Annotated in this window: 17 protein-coding genes; 6 read left to right on the forward strand and 11 right to left on the reverse strand. The window is 31.5% G+C overall.

What is annotated here, in order from left to right:
- The first annotated feature begins 5 nt into the window (after nucleotides 1-5).
- From LPB136_RS13305 to LPB136_RS13320, 4 genes are read left to right on the forward strand one after another with little or no spacing between them, the layout of a single operon-like run.
- Entirely contained in the window at nucleotides 6-500 is a 495-nt protein-coding gene (locus LPB136_RS13305; protein WP_072556803.1) for a toxin-antitoxin system YwqK family antitoxin, read from the forward strand.
- 55 nt (nucleotides 501-555) lie between these two features.
- Complete coding sequence (locus LPB136_RS13310) at nucleotides 556-1482, forward strand: mevalonate kinase family protein (protein WP_072556804.1); 927 nt, start codon at nucleotides 556-558, stop codon at nucleotides 1480-1482.
- Nucleotides 1483-1492: 10 nt separating this feature from the next.
- Nucleotides 1493-2407 carry a geranylgeranylglycerol-phosphate geranylgeranyltransferase gene (locus LPB136_RS13315; protein ID WP_072556805.1) on the forward strand — a complete coding sequence of 305 codons (915 nt, stop codon included), beginning with the start codon at nucleotides 1493-1495 and terminating at the stop codon, nucleotides 2405-2407.
- A gap of 60 nt (nucleotides 2408-2467) precedes the next feature.
- Nucleotides 2468-3304: a pseudouridine synthase gene (locus LPB136_RS13320; RefSeq protein ID WP_072556806.1), complete on the forward strand. Its 837-nt coding sequence runs from the start codon at nucleotides 2468-2470 to the stop codon at nucleotides 3302-3304.
- A gap of 52 nt (nucleotides 3305-3356) precedes the next feature.
- On the opposite strand, the gene LPB136_RS13325 is transcribed toward LPB136_RS13320, so the two are convergent.
- Together LPB136_RS13325 and LPB136_RS13330 are read right to left on the reverse strand one after the other, a co-directional pair.
- Entirely contained in the window at nucleotides 3357-5849 is a 2493-nt protein-coding gene (locus LPB136_RS13325; protein ID WP_072556807.1) for a zinc-dependent metalloprotease, read from the reverse strand.
- Between the two features lie 195 nt (nucleotides 5850-6044).
- Complete coding sequence (locus tag LPB136_RS13330; protein WP_072556808.1) at nucleotides 6045-7949, reverse strand: CocE/NonD family hydrolase; 1905 nt, start codon at nucleotides 7947-7949, stop codon at nucleotides 6045-6047.
- A 64-nt stretch (nucleotides 7950-8013) separates the two neighbouring features.
- Between LPB136_RS13330 and LPB136_RS13335 the strand changes: the two genes are divergently transcribed.
- Both LPB136_RS13335 and LPB136_RS13340 read left to right on the forward strand, forming a co-directional pair.
- The gene (locus LPB136_RS13335; RefSeq protein WP_072556809.1) at nucleotides 8014-8760 is read left to right on the forward strand and encodes a DJ-1/PfpI family protein; all 747 of its coding nucleotides are present in this window, start codon (nucleotides 8014-8016) and stop codon (nucleotides 8758-8760) included.
- A gap of 18 nt (nucleotides 8761-8778) precedes the next feature.
- A complete protein-coding gene (locus tag LPB136_RS13340; RefSeq protein WP_072556810.1) occupies nucleotides 8779-10731 on the forward strand; it encodes a YgiQ family radical SAM protein in 1953 nt (650 codons plus the stop codon).
- A 3-nt stretch (nucleotides 10732-10734) separates the two neighbouring features.
- Here LPB136_RS13340 and LPB136_RS13345 read toward each other — a convergent pair whose 3' ends face one another.
- The 9 genes from LPB136_RS13345 to LPB136_RS13385 all read right to left on the reverse strand — a co-directional run bounded on the left by LPB136_RS13345 (nucleotide 10735) and on the right by LPB136_RS13385 (nucleotide 18837).
- A complete protein-coding gene (locus LPB136_RS13345) occupies nucleotides 10735-11628 on the reverse strand; it encodes a hypothetical protein (RefSeq protein ID WP_072556811.1) in 894 nt (297 codons plus the stop codon).
- A gap of 123 nt (nucleotides 11629-11751) precedes the next feature.
- Nucleotides 11752-12033, reverse strand: coding sequence for a type II toxin-antitoxin system RelE/ParE family toxin (locus LPB136_RS13350; protein ID WP_072557000.1), 282 nt, complete (start codon nucleotides 12031-12033; stop codon nucleotides 11752-11754).
- A gap of 8 nt (nucleotides 12034-12041) precedes the next feature.
- Entirely contained in the window at nucleotides 12042-12260 is a 219-nt protein-coding gene (locus LPB136_RS13355) for a tRNA pseudouridine synthase A (RefSeq protein ID WP_072554173.1), read from the reverse strand.
- A 70-nt stretch (nucleotides 12261-12330) separates the two neighbouring features.
- A complete protein-coding gene (locus tag LPB136_RS13360; protein ID WP_072556812.1) occupies nucleotides 12331-13779 on the reverse strand; it encodes an FAD-dependent oxidoreductase in 1449 nt (482 codons plus the stop codon).
- Entirely contained in the window at nucleotides 13779-14600 is an 822-nt protein-coding gene (locus LPB136_RS13365; RefSeq protein WP_072556813.1) for a class I SAM-dependent methyltransferase, read from the reverse strand. The genes LPB136_RS13360 and LPB136_RS13365 overlap by 1 nt, the downstream gene beginning before the upstream one ends.
- 30 nt (nucleotides 14601-14630) lie before the next feature.
- Nucleotides 14631-15170, reverse strand: a complete 540-nt coding sequence (locus LPB136_RS13370; RefSeq protein WP_072554174.1) for a sigma-70 family RNA polymerase sigma factor — start codon at nucleotides 15168-15170, stop codon at nucleotides 14631-14633.
- Between the two features lie 258 nt (nucleotides 15171-15428).
- Nucleotides 15429-17042 carry an amidohydrolase gene (locus tag LPB136_RS13375; RefSeq protein WP_072554175.1) on the reverse strand — a complete coding sequence of 538 codons (1614 nt, stop codon included), beginning with the start codon at nucleotides 17040-17042 and terminating at the stop codon, nucleotides 15429-15431.
- Nucleotides 17039-17401, reverse strand: a complete 363-nt coding sequence (locus tag LPB136_RS13380; RefSeq protein WP_072554176.1) for a DoxX family protein — start codon at nucleotides 17399-17401, stop codon at nucleotides 17039-17041. The genes LPB136_RS13375 and LPB136_RS13380 overlap by 4 nt, the downstream gene beginning before the upstream one ends.
- A 2-nt stretch (nucleotides 17402-17403) precedes the next feature.
- Nucleotides 17404-18837: a M20/M25/M40 family metallo-hydrolase gene (locus tag LPB136_RS13385; protein WP_072554177.1), complete on the reverse strand. Its 1434-nt coding sequence runs from the start codon at nucleotides 18835-18837 to the stop codon at nucleotides 17404-17406.
- Nucleotides 18838-18871: the final 34 nt, after the last annotated feature.

Consider the following 18871-nt stretch of genomic DNA (forward strand, 5'->3'; position numbering starts at 1 on the left):
TTATTATGAAAAATTCAACATTTTTAGTACTGCTATTTATTGGGTTTTTAACAACATCAATAACTGCACAAGAAACAATTTGGTTAGATGCAAATTGGAAAAAAACAACCAAAGACAAAGCTGCTTTTTACAGAACCACTCCACAAACCAAAGACAATGGATTTTGGATTGTAGATTACTATAAAGATGGTACAAAACAAATGGAAGGTTTTAGTACAACAAACACTTATGATAATGAGCAATTTGAAGGGTTGGTTAAATACTATTTCAAGTCGGGGCAACTATCTCATGAGCTTAATTTTCAAGATGGAAAATTAGATGGAAACAGAAAGGAATATTATGAGTCTGGCGAACTTAAAGAGCACGCAAAATACGATGAAGGTAAGCGAAATGGCATTTTTAAGTCGTATTACAAAAACGGAAAAATAGCATCAAGAGGTAAATATAGCAAAGGAGAGAAAGTTGGTGTGTGGAAAATTTTCTATAAAAACGACTATTAATCAGTCAATTAATTAATATTTATCAGTATTTTTGTATAAAATTATTTGAAATTAGATGAAAGGACCACTTTTTTACGCTAAGATTTTACTCTTCGGAGAATACGGAATCATTAAGGATTCTAAAGGATTAGCAATTCCATTCAACTCATATAAAGGCGCACTTAAATCTGTGCAAAATTTATCTGGTGAAGCTAAAAAATCTAACGAAAGTCTAGCTAAGTATTACACGTATTTAGCGGATTTAGATACGGATCTTGTTTCTTTTAATTTAAGTGATTTAAAGAAAGATATTGATAACGGAATGTATTTCGATTCTTCGATACCACAAGGTTACGGAGTTGGAAGTTCTGGCGCTTTAGTTGCATCTATTTACGATAAATACGCAGCGGATAAAATTACAGTTTTAGAAAACTTAACAAGAGATAAATTGTTAGTTTTAAAACAAGTTTTCTCTTTAATGGAGTCTTTTTTTCACGGTAAAAGCTCTGGATTAGATCCTTTAAATTCTTATTTAAGTTTACCAATCCTTATCAATTCAAAAGAAAATATTGAAGCTGCAGGTATTCCATCTCAAAAAGAAGGAAAAGGAGCAGTTTTCTTATTAGATTCTGAGCAAGTTGGAGAAACGGAACCTATGGTTTCTATCTTTATGAATAAGATGAAAAACGAGGGTTTTAGAAAAATGATTAACGAAGAATTTGCAACATATACAGATGCTTGTATTGAAGACTTCTTAAAAGGAAATGTAAAATCGCTTTTTGGAAATGTTAAAAGTTTATCTAAAATTGTTTTAAAGAACTTTAAACCAATGATTCCTACAGCTTTTCATAAAGTTTGGGAAAAAGGAATTACAACTAACGATTATTACCTAAAACTTTGCGGTTCTGGTGGCGGGGGTTACATTCTTGGCTTTACTGAAGACTACGAAAAAGCTCAAAAAAGTTTGCAAGATTATAAATTAGAATTGGTGTATCGATTCTAAATTTGTAAGTATGAATGCTACTAAGCAAACATCTATATTTTACAAAATTTTCAGTTTACTATCTGTTGTAAGAGGTTACAATATTTTAGTTTTAATTGCAGCACAATACTTAGCAGCAATTTTTATTTTTTCATCAAAGAATTCCTTAAAAAGTGTTTTGTTCGATTGGCATTTACTGTATTTAGTAATAGCTTCAGTTTGTGCCGTTGCTGCCGGTTATATTATTAATAATTTTTATGATGCCAAAGCAGATCAAATTAACAAGCCTATAAAAACCAACTTAGATAATTATGTAAGACAAGAAACAAAATTGTCTTTATATTTCTTTTTAAATTTTCTTGGTTTTTTCTTTGGTTGGTTAGTTTCTTGGCGAGCAGCTTTGTTCTTTTCTGGTTACATTTTTTGTATTTGGTTTTATTCACATAAATTAAAAAAGTACCCTTTTATTGGATTGTTATCTGCTACGATACTAACAATTTTACCGTTTTTTGTAGTTTTTGTACATTATAAAAATTTCTCAAAGATAATTTTTGTCCATGCCTTTTTCTTATTCCTAGTGATTATGATAAGAGAATTAATAAAAGATTTGGAAAATATTAAAGGAGCAATTGCTAATAATTATAACACATTTACCATAAAATACGGAGAGCAAAAGACGAAGAGATTTGCAATTTTATTACTCTTTTTAACATTAATTCCTGTTGTAATATTATTAATAAATCCTGCGATTAGCGGTATGAAATATTACTTTTATATGGCCTTGGTTACTTTGATGTATGTAGGTTTTTCTCTTTTAAAATCTACACAAACAAATCAGTATAGAAAGTTACATAACATCTTAAAAATACTCTTGTTAATAGGTGTTTTTAGTCTAATTTTTATTGATACATCATTACTTTTAGAAAAGGTAATTGATAAATTGTAAATTGTTGATTTTCAATCATAAATAAAGTACTATCTTTGCACGCATTTTAAAAACAAAAAAATGGATTCAAAGAATAACTCGTCGAGAGGACGACAAGCTGGTAAGCGCAACAATCCTCAAGCAAAAAAAAGATTTCAAAACACAACTTCTAAGCCAAAAGCTAAACCTCAAGCTCAAAAAAATGAGAGCACAGGTATAAGACTTAACAAGTTTATTTCTAATTCTGGTATTTGTTCTCGTAGAGAAGCAGATACGTATATAGAGCATGGAAGTGTAACTATTAATGGTAATTTAGTTACAGAAATGGGACATAAAGTACAACCTGGAGATGAGGTTCGCTTTGATGGTTCTTTAATTTCTATTGAGCAAAAACGTTATATTTTATTAAACAAGCCTAAAAACTATATTACTACTATGGATGATGATCGTGGTAGAAGTACAGTTATGGACTTGGTTGCTAATGCAACAAAAGAAAGAATTTATCCTGTTGGGCGTTTAGATAGAAATACTACCGGTTTATTGTTGTTTACTAATGATGGTGAATTGGCTAAAAAATTAACGCACCCTAAACATGATGTTCGTAAATTATATCATGCTTCTTTAGATAGAAAGTTAGATTTAAAAGATTTACAGAAATTACGTGGAGAAGTAATTATTGAAGGGAAAAAGGTTTTTATTGACGCTGTTGAATATGTTCAAGGACAAAAGAAAACAGAAGTTGGTATTGAAATTCATTCTGGAAGAAATAGAATTGTACGTAAAATATTTGAACACGTAGGTTATAAAGTTGTAAAATTAGACCGAGTAATTTTTGCTGGTATGACCAAAAAGAATTTACCTCGTGGACGTTGGAGAGAGCTTACAAAATTAGAGTTAAGTAATTTACAGATGATATAAAACAAAAATCCAGAGCAATTTGCTCTGGATTTTTTTATGTATTTAGTAATCTTTATTTAGGATCTAAAATTTCTTCAATTCTTTCAACTACATCTTGTAAGTGGTATCTTGTAAGTGTATTTGGGGCAGTTGCAATAGCTCTTTTAGTATCGCGCTTAATTCTGTTTAATTCACCTCTAACAACAGGTTTAATATCAGATAAAGTAGCATTTACATTAGTTTGCTTAAAGTAACCCGAATTTGCACCTCTTTGGCTTTTTAAGATCATTAATTTACCTAATCTATCAATATGTGCTCTTTGTAAGTTTCTTCTGTAAACATCTATCGATTTTCTAGAATATAATTCAGACCAAACACCTCTACGTAAATCTGTCATCATACTTAAAATAGAATATGCTTGCGCTCCATTTAAAGTTTGGTTTTCAACCATTCTTGTTAATCTACCAGGTTTTAACAATTTAGACAATGCGTTAGATTGCATTCCCATAATTCTGTCTCCAGAACCAGAAAATTGTGTTTTGTTGAAGATATTAGTATCTAACATCCAAGTTGGCGTTGTAAATAATTCTTTATTTAAAAAGGCAATAGCTCTTTTTTGCTTTTCTGTAGGTGTATGCGAATAAACAGCGCCGTTTTGGTCAGATGTTTTAAAGTTTTCATAAACACCACCAACGTTAGAAGCAACATGTCCCATATAACGGTTAAATTGACTTAATACTTGACCATACATTGTTTGTAATTCGTCATAGTTTTCACCTTTCACAGAAGTCCATTCTTCTAATCTTGGTAAAATTCTTTTTAAGTTTCTAATTCCGTAATCACTTGCGCGCATTGCATCATCACCTAAATCTTCAGTTTGAGAACTTGGATCAATTACATTTCCTGCTTGTTGATGACCAAATCTGTATTTAGCATCACCAGCATGTTTTAAAATCCAGCTATCTAAAACTGGTTTTTCATTGTCAGTGTCTAAAATAGGACGATATCCCCAAGAAATTGCGTATTTGTCATAAATACCAATGTTTGGCATTAAAGCAACGCCTTTATCTTCAGGTTGTGCTATATAATTAAAACGAGCATAATCCATAATTGAAGGAGCAGTTCCAAATTCTTTTGTGAATGCTGCCGAACGTAAAGATTCAACAGGATACGCAACAGAACTTCCCATATTATGAGGTAAACCTAAGGTGTGACCAACTTCGTGAGAAGATACAAAACGAATTAAACGCCCCATAACTTCTTCTTTAAACTCGTTGCTGCGCGCATCAGGGTTAATTGCTGCTGTTTGTATAAAGAACCAATTGTGTAATAAAGTCATTACATTGTGGTACCAATTGATATCTGATTCTAAAATTTCTCCAGATCTTGGATCACTAACGTGAGGTCCGTTTGCATTTGGAATTGGAGAAGCTAAATAACGTACAACAGAATAACGAACATCTTCAGGAGACCATTCTGGATCTTCTTCTTTTGTTGGCGCATCTTTTGCAATAATTGCATTTTTAAAACCAGCAGCTTCAAAAGCAACTTGCCAGTCATTAATACCTTGTTTTATATAAGGAACCCATTCTTTAGGAGTAGCTCTATCTATATAGTAAACAATTTGTTTTTTTGGCTCAACTAATTTACCACTGTTAAACTTTGCTAAATCTTCGTCTTTAACTTCTAAACGCCATCTATCTAAATAAGTTACAGACTTACTCTTTTGCGCCTTTAAACCATAATCGGTTTGAGAGCTTGTAAACCATCCAACACGTTCATCGTGGTAACGTCTTTTCATTGGTACTTTAGGAAGTAAAATCATAGAATTACTTAATTCCATAGAAATTGAACCTACACTTTTGTTAGAAGGTGGTGCAGAAGAAGCGTATGTTTTTACGTGACGTATTTCTATGTTTTGTGGGTAACTACTAATTCTATCAATAAAAGAACGTTCTTTGTCTATTCTGGTTACCTTATATTTTTTTCTGCTTCTTGCAGGGAAACCTAAAGCTTTAACATCTGTAGTAAAAAGTGAAGTTGCATCAATAACCGTTGCAGTAGAATCTTTGCTAAATGCTTTAATAGGAAAACTAAATAAGATTGGTTCAAAATTAGAATTTACAACAGCTTCATGTACAGGTAAAATGGTGTCAGCAACAATATTATGAGAAACTACTCTAAGTAAAACTTTCTTCCCTTTTTTCTGCCAACGTAAAACTTGTGTGTTTTGTTTTCCACCACCAAAACCAAGTCCGCTTGCAGTTTTAGCAATTCTAGTTACCATTAACATTTCTCTTTCTAATAAAGAATCTGGTATTTCGAATAAGTATTTTTCGTCTTTTGTGTGTACTTTAAAAAGACCTTCGTCTGTAGCGTGATCTTTAGTTACTACTTTTTCATAAGGCTGAATTTCTCCTTTTTTAGGTTTAGCAGTAGTTTTTTTTGCTTCAGTTTTTTTATCGTCTTCTTTATTCTTCTTTTTTCTACGTTGAGCACTTGCATCAAGAGAAAAGCTAAAAGCAAAGACAACTATTAAAAGTTGGGAGAGTAGTTTTTTAGACATGTAAATTGATTATTTGAATTAGCTCACGAAGTTAAGTAAACATGTTATGCACACTTCTTAATGAAATGTTAAAGAGATTGTTAAAGTTTATTGTTTTATATGAGTCAAAATTAAAACTATTCATATAAAAAAGGAGTAATAGAAATTTGCTCTATACCTCCTTTTGGCTGTTAAATAGTAAGTAACTTTATAAAATTACTTTAAAACTGAAAACTCAATGCTAGAGTCTGTAAAAACAGAATGTGTTTGTGTTTTAAAGTCTTTTTCGTCAGCTTTAAAGATATTGTCTACATACGTTTGCGGGTTCAAATCAATTAAAGGAAACCAGGTGCTCTGTACTTGAACTTGTAATTTGTGTCCTTTTTTAAAGGTGTGAAAAACGTCTTGTAACTTAATATTTACTGAAGTCTTTTTGTTTGGAGTAAACGGTTTTGGGTGTTCAAAACTTTCTCTAAAACGTCCTCGCATAACTTCACTTCTTACCATTAAATGATAATTACTCATTTTTAAATGGTCTTGTAGTTTGTCATTGTTTTCTTTATAGTCTGAAGGATGGACATCAATAACTTTTACAATCCAATCTGCAGCAGAACCCGTTGTTGCAACTTTCAATTTTGCTAAAATATCTCCAGCTAGTGTATAATCTTTCGTTAATACATCAGTTTCAAAAACTAAAACATCTGGTCTTCTTGCAGCAAAACGTTGGTCGTCTGTCATGTATTTACGTGGTGTAAAAACTGTTTTAATATCTTCTGAATAGGGAACTGGACGTTTTATATCACTAATAAATTTAATAGCGTTTGATGATTCTTTGGTTGAAGTTAATTCTTGATTGTCTGATAAAAACATAGCTTCTTTTACTACATTTTGTGGCGGCCAAGCATCGTAAATTTTCCACTCTTTTCTACCAGAATCATACACATACGCTTCAGGCAAACCAGAGTTTTTATCGCCTTTTCCTTTTAAGAAGTGATTAAAGAATTTTGTTTCTATTTCCTTCTGAAATTTTAAAGAAATTGAATCTCCAAAATAATAATTACCAACAGAATTTTTTACGCCAGAACTTGCCCATTTCCCGTGATCCCAAGGACCAAAAACCATGGTGTTGTAGTTGTCTTTTCCATGTTTTTCTATTCCTTTGTAAGTTTCAAAAGGCCCGTATAAATCTTCTGCATCAAAGAAACCGCCAACAATCATAGTTGCTACAGAAGAAGGGACTTTGTCCATGTGCTGAATAATTCCTTTGCTTTTCCAAACTTCATCGTAATTTGGATGTTCAACTATTTCTTTCCAGAAAAAATCATCTATTCTATCTTTATTTTCAACTGTTTTTACGTCTAACTTTTCATATTGAAAATATTCGTTAAGGTTCGATAAAGGACCTTTATCTAAGAAAAATTGATATTGATCTTTCGTATTCATTTTTGGAAAAGAATACCAAGCCGAATCGGTTGGCGTGTCTTTGTAAGTTCCAAATAAAGAAACGGCTCTAAAATAACTTAGTAAAAATGCACCGTTATGATGAAAATCATCAAAAAAGAAATCACCAATACAAGCTTGCGGAGAAGCTGCTTTTAAGGCTGGATGCGCATCAATTGCAGAAATTGTAGCATAATGTCCCGGATATGAAATTCCCCAAGTACCAACATTTCCGTTATTGTTTTCTACATTTTTAACCAACCAATCAATAGTGTCATAAGTATCTGAAACTTCGTCAGTTTGTTTTGCTGTTTTATTCGGAATATAAGCACGCATGTTATCATAAACACCTTCACTCATCCAGCGTCCACGAACATCTTGATAGACAACAATATTTCCTTCTTTCATTAAATGAACATTCGGTCCAATTTTAGTTTTCATTCCTTCTCCATAAGGTCTAGAACTGTAAGGCGTTCTTTGCATTAAAATAGGGTATTCTTTGCTTGTGTCTTTCGGAGAATAGATTGTTGTGTGGAGTTTTATTCCATCTCGCATGGTTATATCTACTTCAGTTTTTGTATAATTATCAACAACAAACGTGTCTTTTTTTTCTTTTTTAGTAGTTTTTGTACAACTAATAAATAGTGTAATTGTAAGAATTGAAAGAAATATTTTTTTCATTAGAAAGAAAGTTTAGTTTGGGATAAAGTTACTATTTTTAATTTTTATTTTAAAGACTATAATAATGAAGCAAACTATATATTTTTTCTTGTTGATTTTTCTTGCAAGCTGTCAATTTCCAAAAGAAGGCGAAAGCAATGAGGCTTTAAAACAAATTAAACAAGAAAAGACTTTTCCGAAGTTAGAAAAAGACAGATACAATGTTGCTTTTTTAATTATGGACGGAACTTTTAATACGGAATTAACTGCGCCTTTTGATATTTTTCAGCACACTATTTTTAGAGAAAACATAAAAGCAATGAATGTTTTTACGGTTGCAAATACCGATAAACCAATCACCACTTTTGAAGGAATGCGAATTCTACCAGATTATAATTACTTAAAAGATTCGCTTCCAAAGATTGATATTCTAGTTGTTCCTTCCGCAGAACATCATTTAGATACCGATTTAGAAGATACCGCAATGATTGATTTTGTAAAGAGAGTTGATAAAGAAGCTGAGTTTATTACTTCGCATTGCGATGGTGCATTTGTATTGGCTAAAGCTGGAGTTTTAAACGGAAAAGTGTCAACAACATTCCCGTCAGATATTGATAAAATGAGAGTAACTTTCCCAGATTTAGATATTAGAAAAGAAGTTTTGTTTGTGCATGACGGTAAATATATTACTTCCGCCGGAGGCGCAAAGTCTTTTGAAGCAGCTTTGTATTTGTGTGAGTTTTTATACGGAAAAGAGGTTGCTAAATCGCTTGCAGGCGGTTTGGTAATTGATTGGAATGTAGATAAAGTTCCGCATTTAATAGTAAAATAATCGTCGTATCTTTGTGGCGTGAAATTAAGACGAACATCCGATTGGTTACCAACTACCGCCAAAGAAGTAAAACTTAAAGGTTGGGAAGAACTAGACGTAATTCTATTTAGTGGAGATGCGTATGTAGATCATCCTTCTTTTGGACCTGCAGTAATTGGCCGTATTTTAGAAAGTTATGGTTTACGTGTAGCAATTGTGCCACAACCAAGTGTAAATGATAACCTTCAAGATTTTGAAAAGTTAGGTAAACCACGTTTGTTTTTTGCTGCAACTGGTGGTTGTATGGATCCAATGGTTTCCAACTATACAGCAAGTAAAAGACGTAGAGATAAAGATGCATATACGCCAAATGGTGATAAAGGTTTTAGACCAGATTATGCAACTTCGGTGTATTCAAAAATTTTGAAGGAAAAATTTCCAGATGTGCCTGTTTTAATTGGTGGTATTGAAGCTTCATTAAGACGTGTAACACATTACGATTACTGGTCTGACAAGTTATTGCCAACCATTTTAGAAACCTCTCAAGCAGATATGTTAGTCTACGGAATGGGAGAACAACCTTTGCGAGAAATTGTAGAATTGTTGCAAAAAGGGGTTCCGTTTTCAAGCTTAAAAAACATTAAACAAACGGCTGTTTTAATTGATAAGGATGAAGCACTTCCGAAGCATAAAAGTTGGGAAGACGTAGAAATTATTTCACACGAAGTTTGCTTACTGAATAAGAAGAAATTTGCTTCAAACTTTAAAGTAATTGAGCAAGAATCTAATAAATTACATGCGCGTAGAATTTTGCAAAGAGTAGGAGATAAGCAGTTGGTTATAAATCCGCCGTTTCCTACGATGACAGAAGCAGAAATTGATGCTTCTTTCGATTTGCCTTACACACGTTTACCGCATCCAAAATATAACAAGCGAGGACCAATTCCTGCGTTTGAAATGATTAAGTTTTCTATTAATATTCACCGTGGATGTTTTGGAGGTTGTAGTTTTTGTACAATTTCTGCACACCAAGGAAAATTTATTGCAAGCAGAAGTCAAGAATCTATTTTAAAAGAAGTAGATACCGTTGCGCAAATGGACGATTTTAAAGGGTATTTATCTGATATTGGCGGACCTTCTGCAAATATGTATAAGATGAAAGGAAAAGTGCAATCTATCTGTGACAAATGTGTTGCACCAAGTTGTATTTCTCCAGTAATTTGTAGTAATTTAGATACTTCTCACAAACCTTTAACGGAACTATATCAAGCAGTTGATAAGCATCCTAAGATTAAAAAATCTTTTATTGGAAGCGGAATTAGACATGATATGTTGGTGCCAGAATTTAATAAAAATGCAGATCCAAAAGAGTTAGATGCATATACTGAAGAGGTAATGACAAAACACGTTTCTGGGAGATTAAAAGTCGCTCCGGAACATACTTCTGATCCAGTTTTAAAGCTGATGCGTAAACCCTCTTTTACTTATTTTCATAAATTTAAAGAGCGTTTTGATAGAATCAATTTTAAGAAGAAATTGAATCTACAATTAATTCCTTATTTTATATCGAGCCATCCAGCAAGTGAAGTAGAAGACATGGCAAATTTAGCTGCCGAAACTAAAGATATGGGTTTCCAGTTAGAGCAAGTACAAGGTTTTACGCCAACGCCAATGACGGTTGCTACGGTAATTTATTATTCGGGATATCATCCATATACTTTAAAGCCAACAAAAACTCCTAAAACTAAAAAGGAAAAAGAAGATCAACACAAGTTTTTCTTTTGGTATAAAAAGGAAAACAAACAGTGGATTAAAGATAAATTAAACGCTGTTGGGCGTACAGATTTATTACAAAAATTGTTACCAGAAGATAATTCTTGGAAGAAAAATAAAGGCGCTAAAAACGCTAAAAATACGTTTGATGATGCTGTTCCTTTTAATAAAAGGAAAAAGAAAGCTACAAGAGGTTCTTCTAAGAAGAGGAGAAGGTAGTTTTTATTTTAGAATAATAACTTCGTCTAATAAAGGAACAAGCCCTGTTTTAGTTTTTTGGTCATTATTCCAAAAACTTAAAACACAGCTTATATAGTTTTCTCTAATCTTTGTTGCAACATAAAAAACTGTTAAATTTTTTCCCCCAGATATTCCTGCTAAAAGAGATTTAGTTCCAGTGAAATCATAAATAATTTTTTTAGACTTAGTTAGTGTGCCTTCAAATTTAATTTCTAAAATTTCTTCAGAAGTTATTTTTCCTCCTTTTTTAGCTTTTAATATTGCTAATTGATATTGAATTGACTCTTCTGCACTTTTTAAGTTTTTATGTATGGACCAATTCATTTCTCCTTTATAAGGACATTGAATTGTGTTTATATTTGTCCAATAACAACCATTTCCAAGTTTAATTTTTCTACCAACAAAATCAATACTATCAATTTTAGTTTGATGAAATGTTTTTTTGGGTAACTCATTGTTAATTATTAATTGAATCAGTTGTCTTTCTAGTTTTTTTTGTTCTTTATTTATAGAACCAAACCAAAAAACGGTAACTCGTTTATTTTTATTTTCTACAAAATAGTATGAGTTATTTTGAGTTAAGTTCTCAGATATTTTTTTAGTTTTACTAATGTGAAGATTATTGAAAACTAATTTTCCGTCTTTTATTTTAACATCTTTTTTTCTAATTGAATATTTTTTAAAGATCTTTTTTAAACCTTTTTTTGAAAAATTATTACTAAAAGTCTGACTTGTAAAATCTATACCATCTATATTGTAAAGTATTATATCTTTATTCTTTATAGCTTTTAGTCTGTCTAAAATTTTATCTGAATTTTGACCATATATTGGAAAAATAAAAATAGTTAAGAGTAATAGGTGAATTATTTTTTTCATTTAGATTCTTTTATAGCTTTTCAATTAATAAACGAATTTGAGTTTAATTTATTTTAGAAAGAAAATATTCCTACCGAACAAACCTTACAATTCTCTTTTTCTTGTATTTTGTAAATAAAAGATTTAATCTACGGATTTTTCTTGATACTTTACAAACCCAAATACTTCAATTTGTTTTTTAGTAATTCTATAGACTATTGTGTAGCCTCTAAAGATTAAATCTCTAATAGATTCATCTTCAAAATAAATAGATTTTCTATATAAATATGGATTGGTAGCAATTGTTTTGATTTTTATTAAAACATCTTTTTTAAATTTTCTTGCTGCTTTTGGTTTGTCTTTCGCAATAAATCTAAGTTGATTTTCTAACCTCTTAACAAAACTTTCTTTAAATACTATTTTCATAGTAGAGATTAAACAATTTTGTCTAGCCGGCATTTTAATTCTTCTTCTGAAACAAAGGAAGCTTTTCCTTGTTCAATTTCAGAAAGTTCATTTTGTAAGTTTTTTTTTGTAGCTATAAAATTTTCATTTGTACTAATGATTTCAATTTCATCTTTATTGAATTTGCCCAACAAAGCAAGAACTTTATCGTAAACTTTATCGTTTACTTTTAGCTGTAATGTTTTCATAACGAAGGCTTTTTAACAAAAATACAAAAATATTTTTATATTAATTTGTGACGTAAAGTTTGCTGTTTTTTTAAGATTTCCGATGTTTCCCTCTTGGTCCATCACCTTCTTTTAGTACAATTTCGGAATGTAATAATTTTGCAGCTTCTGCAGAACTTTTTACTTTGGAAGTACTTCTGTTTATCATTTCAGATTCAAAAGCAGTTAGTACACTTTTTCGGATTCCAACTTCTTTCCAATTAGATAAAGAGTTGCAGTTTTTTGTAATTCCGCGAGCTAACGCCAAAGCATCTAACAAAGCTTGATTTGCTCCTTGACCTTTAAACGGACTCATAGGATGCGCAGCGTCTCCAATTAAGGTTGCTTTATGTCCTTTTTCTAATTGTTCTGGTTGTAATACATCACGATCATAAACAGGATAACCAGAAATTTGTGCTTCGTTTGTAGTGGCTACAATTTGTGGAATAGGATTATGCCATTGCGTTCTTTTTTTAGCTTCCTCTTTAAGTGCTTTTGTACCTTGAATATTCAGGTTTTTTGCTTCTTTCTCTGATATTGGGAAGCTTAATTGCCACATAATATTTTCTGAATCATAAGGCATCATGTAAATGCGTTCAAATCCGTTTGCAGTTTGAAATACCGTTGCTGAATCTAATAATGGACTTTCAATATCTTCTAAATTTTTTAGAGGACAAATTCCTAAAATTACGATACAACCTAAATATCGTAAAGGAGATGTGTTTTCATCAATAAGAAATTTTCTTACCGTACTTCTAATTCCATCCGCTCCAACTACAAGATTTGCTTTGGTCGTTTTTATTTCATCATTTACTTGAAATTTCAATTCAACATTTTCAGTATCAGATTCCTTAAAACTTAACAATTGATGTCCCCATTTTATAGCATTACTTTCGCCAAGTTGCTCCAATAAAGCTAAACGCAAAGATTGTCTTGCAATGTGCACATTTGTGTGTTTTGGAGCTGTTTTGTCTTCCGATCTTCCCCATTTTCTAATTCCCCATTCGCCAATAATTTTTCCTTTGGAAGTATGTACTACATGTTTTGTTGAGGTTATTCCTTCTTTTAATTCAAGAATTCCTAAACCTGCCATTGCTTTACTTGCTTGTTGTAACGTAAGTCCGTAGCCTTGAGATCGAGCATTGAAGTCGAGGTCTCGTTCATAAAGTGTAAATGGAATTCCACGATGTAAACAAGCTACAGCTAGTGCAACGCCTCCAATTCCGCCACCAATTATAGCAATGTTTGGGTGTTTTTCTGTTTCAGTTTTGGGTTTCTGTTTAGAAGAAATTAATCCAGAACCATTACATTTAGCACACGTTTGTAATTGACTTTTAGGTGGAATTGGAGCAGTTCCTTCAGAATTTGAATTATTGAATTTTTCTAATTCCGCTTTATAGTTCAGTCTTGCTTTTTTTGAAAGGCGTTGTTTTTTTTTGCCTTCACCTTTACAGTTTTTGCAAATAACCCAAAAATTATCTTTGTCCTTAGTTTCTTTCACTATTTCTTAACTACTATCATCATATGCGGACTAAAAGGTAACAAATACTCATCATTTTGAGTGAGGTTTTGTAAAGCTTTTAAAGTTTTAGATTTTTGTTTGTCAATCATATTTGCAAAATATTCATTATCCAACCAAATAATTCCTTCAACGGCAAAAAGATTAACAAAATTTAAATCTTGTTCTAAAAACTCTGCTTTTAAACCTGCTGGTTTGTGATAAAAAGCGTCTGCTAATAAAAACGGAAAATCTTTTGGAGCATTGTGAATTCCTGTTGTAAGTTCCTCTTTACACATATCAAAAAATGAGTTAGCATGAATCATCCCGTTCATTAAACCAACAACGGTTGAAGCTGTTGCATTAATCCCAAACCCTAAAATAATTCCGCCTTTTTTCAAAACTCTTTTAGCTTCTAAAATGGCAGTAACTCTGTCTTCTCTTTTTTGCAAATGATATAAAGGTCCGTGTAAAATTACCAAATCAGCAGTGTTGTCTTCAAAAGGTAATTTTTTAGCTTCACCAATTGTAATAGAAAATGGATTTTGTAGTTTTTTGGCTCTTTGTTCCGCTAATTTAATGTGTTTTAAAACAGGCTCTACTAAATGAACTTTGTGTTCTTTTTTAGCCAACCATTCGCTGTATTTTCCAGTTCCGCCACCAACATCAATTATAGTAGCATTTTTCTTAGTAATATGAAGTTGAATAAGTTCTTTAATTCTTTCAAATTCAAAAATACCCATTCCTTTTTCTAGCCTAGTTTCTTCAGATGCTTTGTTGTAGAAATTTTCTAATTCTTTACTGATAAGTTTACCTTTTTTCACCTTAAAAATTTAAGAGATAAAAGTAGATAATTAATTACAGATTTTACAGTCTTCTTTCTCTTGAATTTCGCCAACTAAATTCCCTTTAGTATTCATTACAAAACCACAGCAATCCATAAAACCTTCAGCAATTAATTTACGTGCACGTTGTATTTGAGATTTTGTAGTTGGTAAAGTTTGTTTTAATTGCTCAGCAACTTCTTGCTGTTTTAATCCTTTTATGTCAGATAAAAACAACGGATCTCTATATTTTTTAGGTAAGTTTTTTAGGATTCCGCGAAGACAATCTTTTTCTGTATGGACATTATCTTCAATCTCAGTTTTGCTTTCAAAATTGGCCATTTCTACAGTTTTATTTGTGGTTTTCCAATAATCTAAAATTGAATTTCGAGCAATAGAAAAACACCAGGATTTTAATTTAGTAATGTCTTTTAAAGTATGTAGTTTAGTGTGAATTTTAATAAAAGAGTCTTGCAAAATATCATCAGCAATAGTTTTTTCTTTTACTTTGCTGATGATAAAATTTTGTAAATCTGTATGATATTTAGTCCAAACCTCTTGTGTAGTCATAATAAATTTGTGTCATTGCGAGGAAACGAAGTAACCTTTTAATTTATAAAGATAGTTACTTCCTTCCTCGTAATAATAGGGTTTAATTAACAATTACAATTGTTGCAAGTACAAGTATCACAAGTGCAATTTTTACAATCTCCGTTTAAACATTCTACACAGGTACAGCTACATTGGTTTTTATAATTTTCCATGATTCTAAATTTATAGTTCACTTAATAGACGTAACAATTATAAAAAAGATGCAAAAATAATGGATTAATATACTTTTTCTCCATTTACAAAGGTCGAAACAGCTTTGGTTTTTGGTAATTTATTGCCCTCAACTTTCATAATATCTTGATTTAAAATAACAAAATCTGCAAATTTTCCTACTTCAATAGAACCTTTTTCATTTTCTTCAAAATTTGAATAAGCAGCCCAAATTGTCATTCCTTTTAAGGTTTCTTCTCTGGTTAAAGCATTTTCCATTTGATATCCATTTACGGGATAGTTGTCAATGTCTTTCCTTATTGTAGCAGCGTAAAATGTTAAAAACGGATTTACTTGTTCTACCGGAAAATCTGTTCCCAAAGCAATTTTACCGTAATTATTTAATAAATCTTTGAATGCATAAGCACCTTTTACACGTTCTTTTCCAACTCTATCTCCAGCCCAGTACATGTCTGAAGTTGCATGTGTAGGTTGAACAGATGGTAAAATATTATCAAAATTTTTGAAATCTTCTGGTGATATTATTTGTGCATGTTCAATTCTCCAACGTCTATTTTTTACACTTTTTAAAACATCTTTATAGGTTTTTAACAACCAAGTATTTGCAGAATCTCCAATTGCGTGTGTGTTCATTTGAAATTCTGAATTAGCAATTTGTTTTGCCAATTCTTGATACCTTTCAGGTGAATAAATTAAAGCACCAAAATGATTTTCTCTGTCGGAATATGGTTTGCGCATTGCAGCTCCTCTGGAACCTAAAGCACCATCTCCATACACTTTAAACGAGCGGACATTTAGTCTATCAGTTTTTGTAATTCCTTTGTTAATGTAATAATCTATTTCTTTTTGATTATCACCAGAAACCATTGCGTACACACGCATTTTTAAACTTCCAACTTGTTGTAAACTGTCTATTAATTCGATTGTGTTTTTGCTAATTCCAGCATCATCAACTGTAGTTAAACCATACGAAAATGATATTTTTTGAGCATCTAACAAACCTTGAATTGCTTCTTTTTTTGAAGTTGAAGGAAATTTTATAAAATCCATTGCAGCATCAATTAAAACACCAGTCATTTTTCCGTTTTTCATCATAATTTCACCACCAGAAACTTTAGTGTCTTTTGTAATACCTGATAAATCTATTGCAGCCTGATTAACTAACAATGCGTGTCCATCAACTCTTCCAACTGCAACAGGTATTGTTGGAAAAAGTTTATCTAATTTTTCTTTTGTCGGAAATTCTTTAACTTCCCAATCGTTTTGATCCCAACCACGACCCGTGATAAAAGTTGTGTTTTTTTCTTTTTGAAAAGCAACCAGTTTTTCTAAAACTTCATCGTAACTTTTTGTGCCTTCTAAACTAACTTTTTGTTGCTGTAAACCCATTCTGTAAAAATGGCAATGTGCATCAATTAAACCAGGAACTATAGTTTGATTTTTTGCATCGATTGTATTTTCTGATTGATATTTTTCATGAATTTCTTCCGAAGAACCAACCGCAATAAATTTACCATCTTTTATGGCAAAAGCTTCTGCTTTATCAAAATTAGAATTTACTGTATAAGAGTTTGCGTTGATAACTAACATATCTACATTTTCTTTTTTACAAGAAACTGCAATTAATAAAAAACTAAGTATATAAATAAATTTTTTCATGAGTGTAAATAGATTAAATAAGCTGCATATAATAATACAAATTGTAAAGGAAGTCTTATTATAGCTAACTTTTTAGAACCAATTGCTGGTTTCTCTTTTGTTAGATCCCAAATATGTAATGGGAGAAAAATGAGCATCAAAATAAAAAAACCAATGGCTGAATTTTTTGCAGTTTGATTAAATAATAAACCAATTCCAATAGCCATTTCCAAAAAACCAGCAATATAATTTACCGTTAATTTAGGTAACGGCTTTGGAATAAAACCATTAAAAAACTTCGGTTTTATAAAATGCATAACCCCAGCATAGATTAAGAATAGCCCAAAAATTATACGAATTACCAAAATAAACGTCTCCATATTTATGGCTTTAAAACTTCTTGGTTGTATAAATATTTATCCATTAAATAGACAATACTAGCCATAGAAGCACTACCTAATTCAAGCTCTCTTTTGTTTACTTTATCAAAGGTATCTGAAGCTGCATGGTGATAATCAAAATAACGCTGAGAGTCTGGTCTGTAACCAACAAGTGTTACGTGATCGTCTTTTAATGGTCCAATATCGGCACCACTTCCTCCTTTAACAATGTCGTGTAAACCGTAAGGTTTTAATAATTTTTTCCAGCTTTGTAATAAGTGAATATTGTTGTCATTTGCATCAATTGAAAAACCGCGAGGAGTGTGTCCGCCAGCATCAGATTCTAATGCTCCAATGTGTAATTCACCATTTACTTTGGCTAAACGTGCGTATTCATTTGCACCACGCATTCCGTTTTCTTCATTCATAAAGAATACAATTCGTAAGGTGTTTTTGGGTTTAATGTTATTTTTCTTAAACAAATAAGCAACTTCTAAAGATTGCACAATTCCTGTTCCATCATCGTGAGCGCCATCACCCAAATCCCAAGAATCTAAATGACCACCAACAACCATAATTTTATCTGGATTTTCAGTTCCTTTTATTTCGCCAACTACATTAAAAGATGGTGCATCTGGTAATGTTTTACAACTTTGCTTTAAGTAGAATTTTAACTTCGGATTTTCTTTTAAATGTGCACTTAAAATTTCTGCTCCACGAGAACTAATTGCTGCTGAAGGAATATATTGTTCTTCTGGAATATCTCCATAACCCATTGAACCTGTATGTGGATAATCGTCAATTCCATTTGTCATAGAACGCACGATTACAGCTTTTGCTCCAAATTTACCAACAGTTGCTGCACCAGCAAAACGTTGACCAACACATCCGCCGTAGGCTTTAAAAGTATTTATTAAAGTGTTATCAAAACGACCATTAAAAAACACAATTTTACCGTTTGCTTTTTCTCCTAAGTTTTCAGCTTCTTCTACACTTTTTACTTCAATTATTTCTCCCGTAATTCCGTTTGAAGGTGTAGCAATAGAACCGCCTAAAGCACAAACAGGAACGTTTATTTTTTGCCCGTTAAAAGTATAGTTAGCAACTTCTTTATCGCCTCGAACCCAATGTGGAACCATAACTGGTTGTAACCAAACAGAATCTAAACCAACTTCTTTCATTAATTTTTCTCCCCAGATTACAGATTTTGCTGCGCCTTCCGAACCAGATAACCTGCTTCCAACATTGCTTGTTAAATCTCGTAACCATTCATAGGATTTTCCTTCAGTTAAAGCTGAACTAAACAGTTGTTTAATGTTAGTTGAATCTATTTTTTCTTCAGAAGAAAAAGAATTGATATTGTAGCTGTTTTTATTTTCTTGCTTACATGAAACAATTAAAATAAGTCCAAAAAGTAGTATTGAAAGTTTTTTCATTTTGTTGATTTTAAAAGGTAAATCTACAAAAAAT

It is taken from the genome of Tenacibaculum todarodis (assembly GCF_001889045.1).
GTDB lineage: Bacteria > Bacteroidota > Bacteroidia > Flavobacteriales > Flavobacteriaceae > Polaribacter > Polaribacter todarodis.

Coding starts and splice junctions, on each gene's coding strand:
- LPB136_RS13305 (WP_072556803.1), top strand. CDS start 6: ATGAAAAATTCAACATTTTTAGTACTGCTATTTATTGGGTTTTTAACA.
- LPB136_RS13310 (WP_072556804.1), top strand. CDS start 556: ATGAAAGGACCACTTTTTTACGCTAAGATTTTACTCTTCGGAGAATAC.
- LPB136_RS13315 (WP_072556805.1), top strand. CDS start 1,493: ATGAATGCTACTAAGCAAACATCTATATTTTACAAAATTTTCAGTTTA.
- LPB136_RS13320 (WP_072556806.1), top strand. CDS start 2,468: ATGGATTCAAAGAATAACTCGTCGAGAGGACGACAAGCTGGTAAGCGC.
- LPB136_RS13325 (WP_072556807.1), bottom strand. CDS start 5,849: ATGTCTAAAAAACTACTCTCCCAACTTTTAATAGTTGTCTTTGCTTTT.
- LPB136_RS13330 (WP_072556808.1), bottom strand. CDS start 7,949: ATGAAAAAAATATTTCTTTCAATTCTTACAATTACACTATTTATTAGT.
- LPB136_RS13335 (WP_072556809.1), top strand. CDS start 8,014: ATGAAGCAAACTATATATTTTTTCTTGTTGATTTTTCTTGCAAGCTGT.
- LPB136_RS13345 (WP_072556811.1), bottom strand. CDS start 11,628: ATGAAAAAAATAATTCACCTATTACTCTTAACTATTTTTATTTTTCCA.
- LPB136_RS13350 (WP_072557000.1), bottom strand. CDS start 12,033: ATGAAAATAGTATTTAAAGAAAGTTTTGTTAAGAGGTTAGAAAATCAA.
- LPB136_RS13355 (WP_072554173.1), bottom strand. CDS start 12,260: ATGAAAACATTACAGCTAAAAGTAAACGATAAAGTTTACGATAAAGTT.
- LPB136_RS13370 (WP_072554174.1), bottom strand. CDS start 15,170: ATGACTACACAAGAGGTTTGGACTAAATATCATACAGATTTACAAAAT.
- LPB136_RS13375 (WP_072554175.1), bottom strand. CDS start 17,042: ATGAAAAAATTTATTTATATACTTAGTTTTTTATTAATTGCAGTTTCT.
- LPB136_RS13380 (WP_072554176.1), bottom strand. CDS start 17,401: ATGGAGACGTTTATTTTGGTAATTCGTATAATTTTTGGGCTATTCTTA.
- LPB136_RS13385 (WP_072554177.1), bottom strand. CDS start 18,837: ATGAAAAAACTTTCAATACTACTTTTTGGACTTATTTTAATTGTTTCA.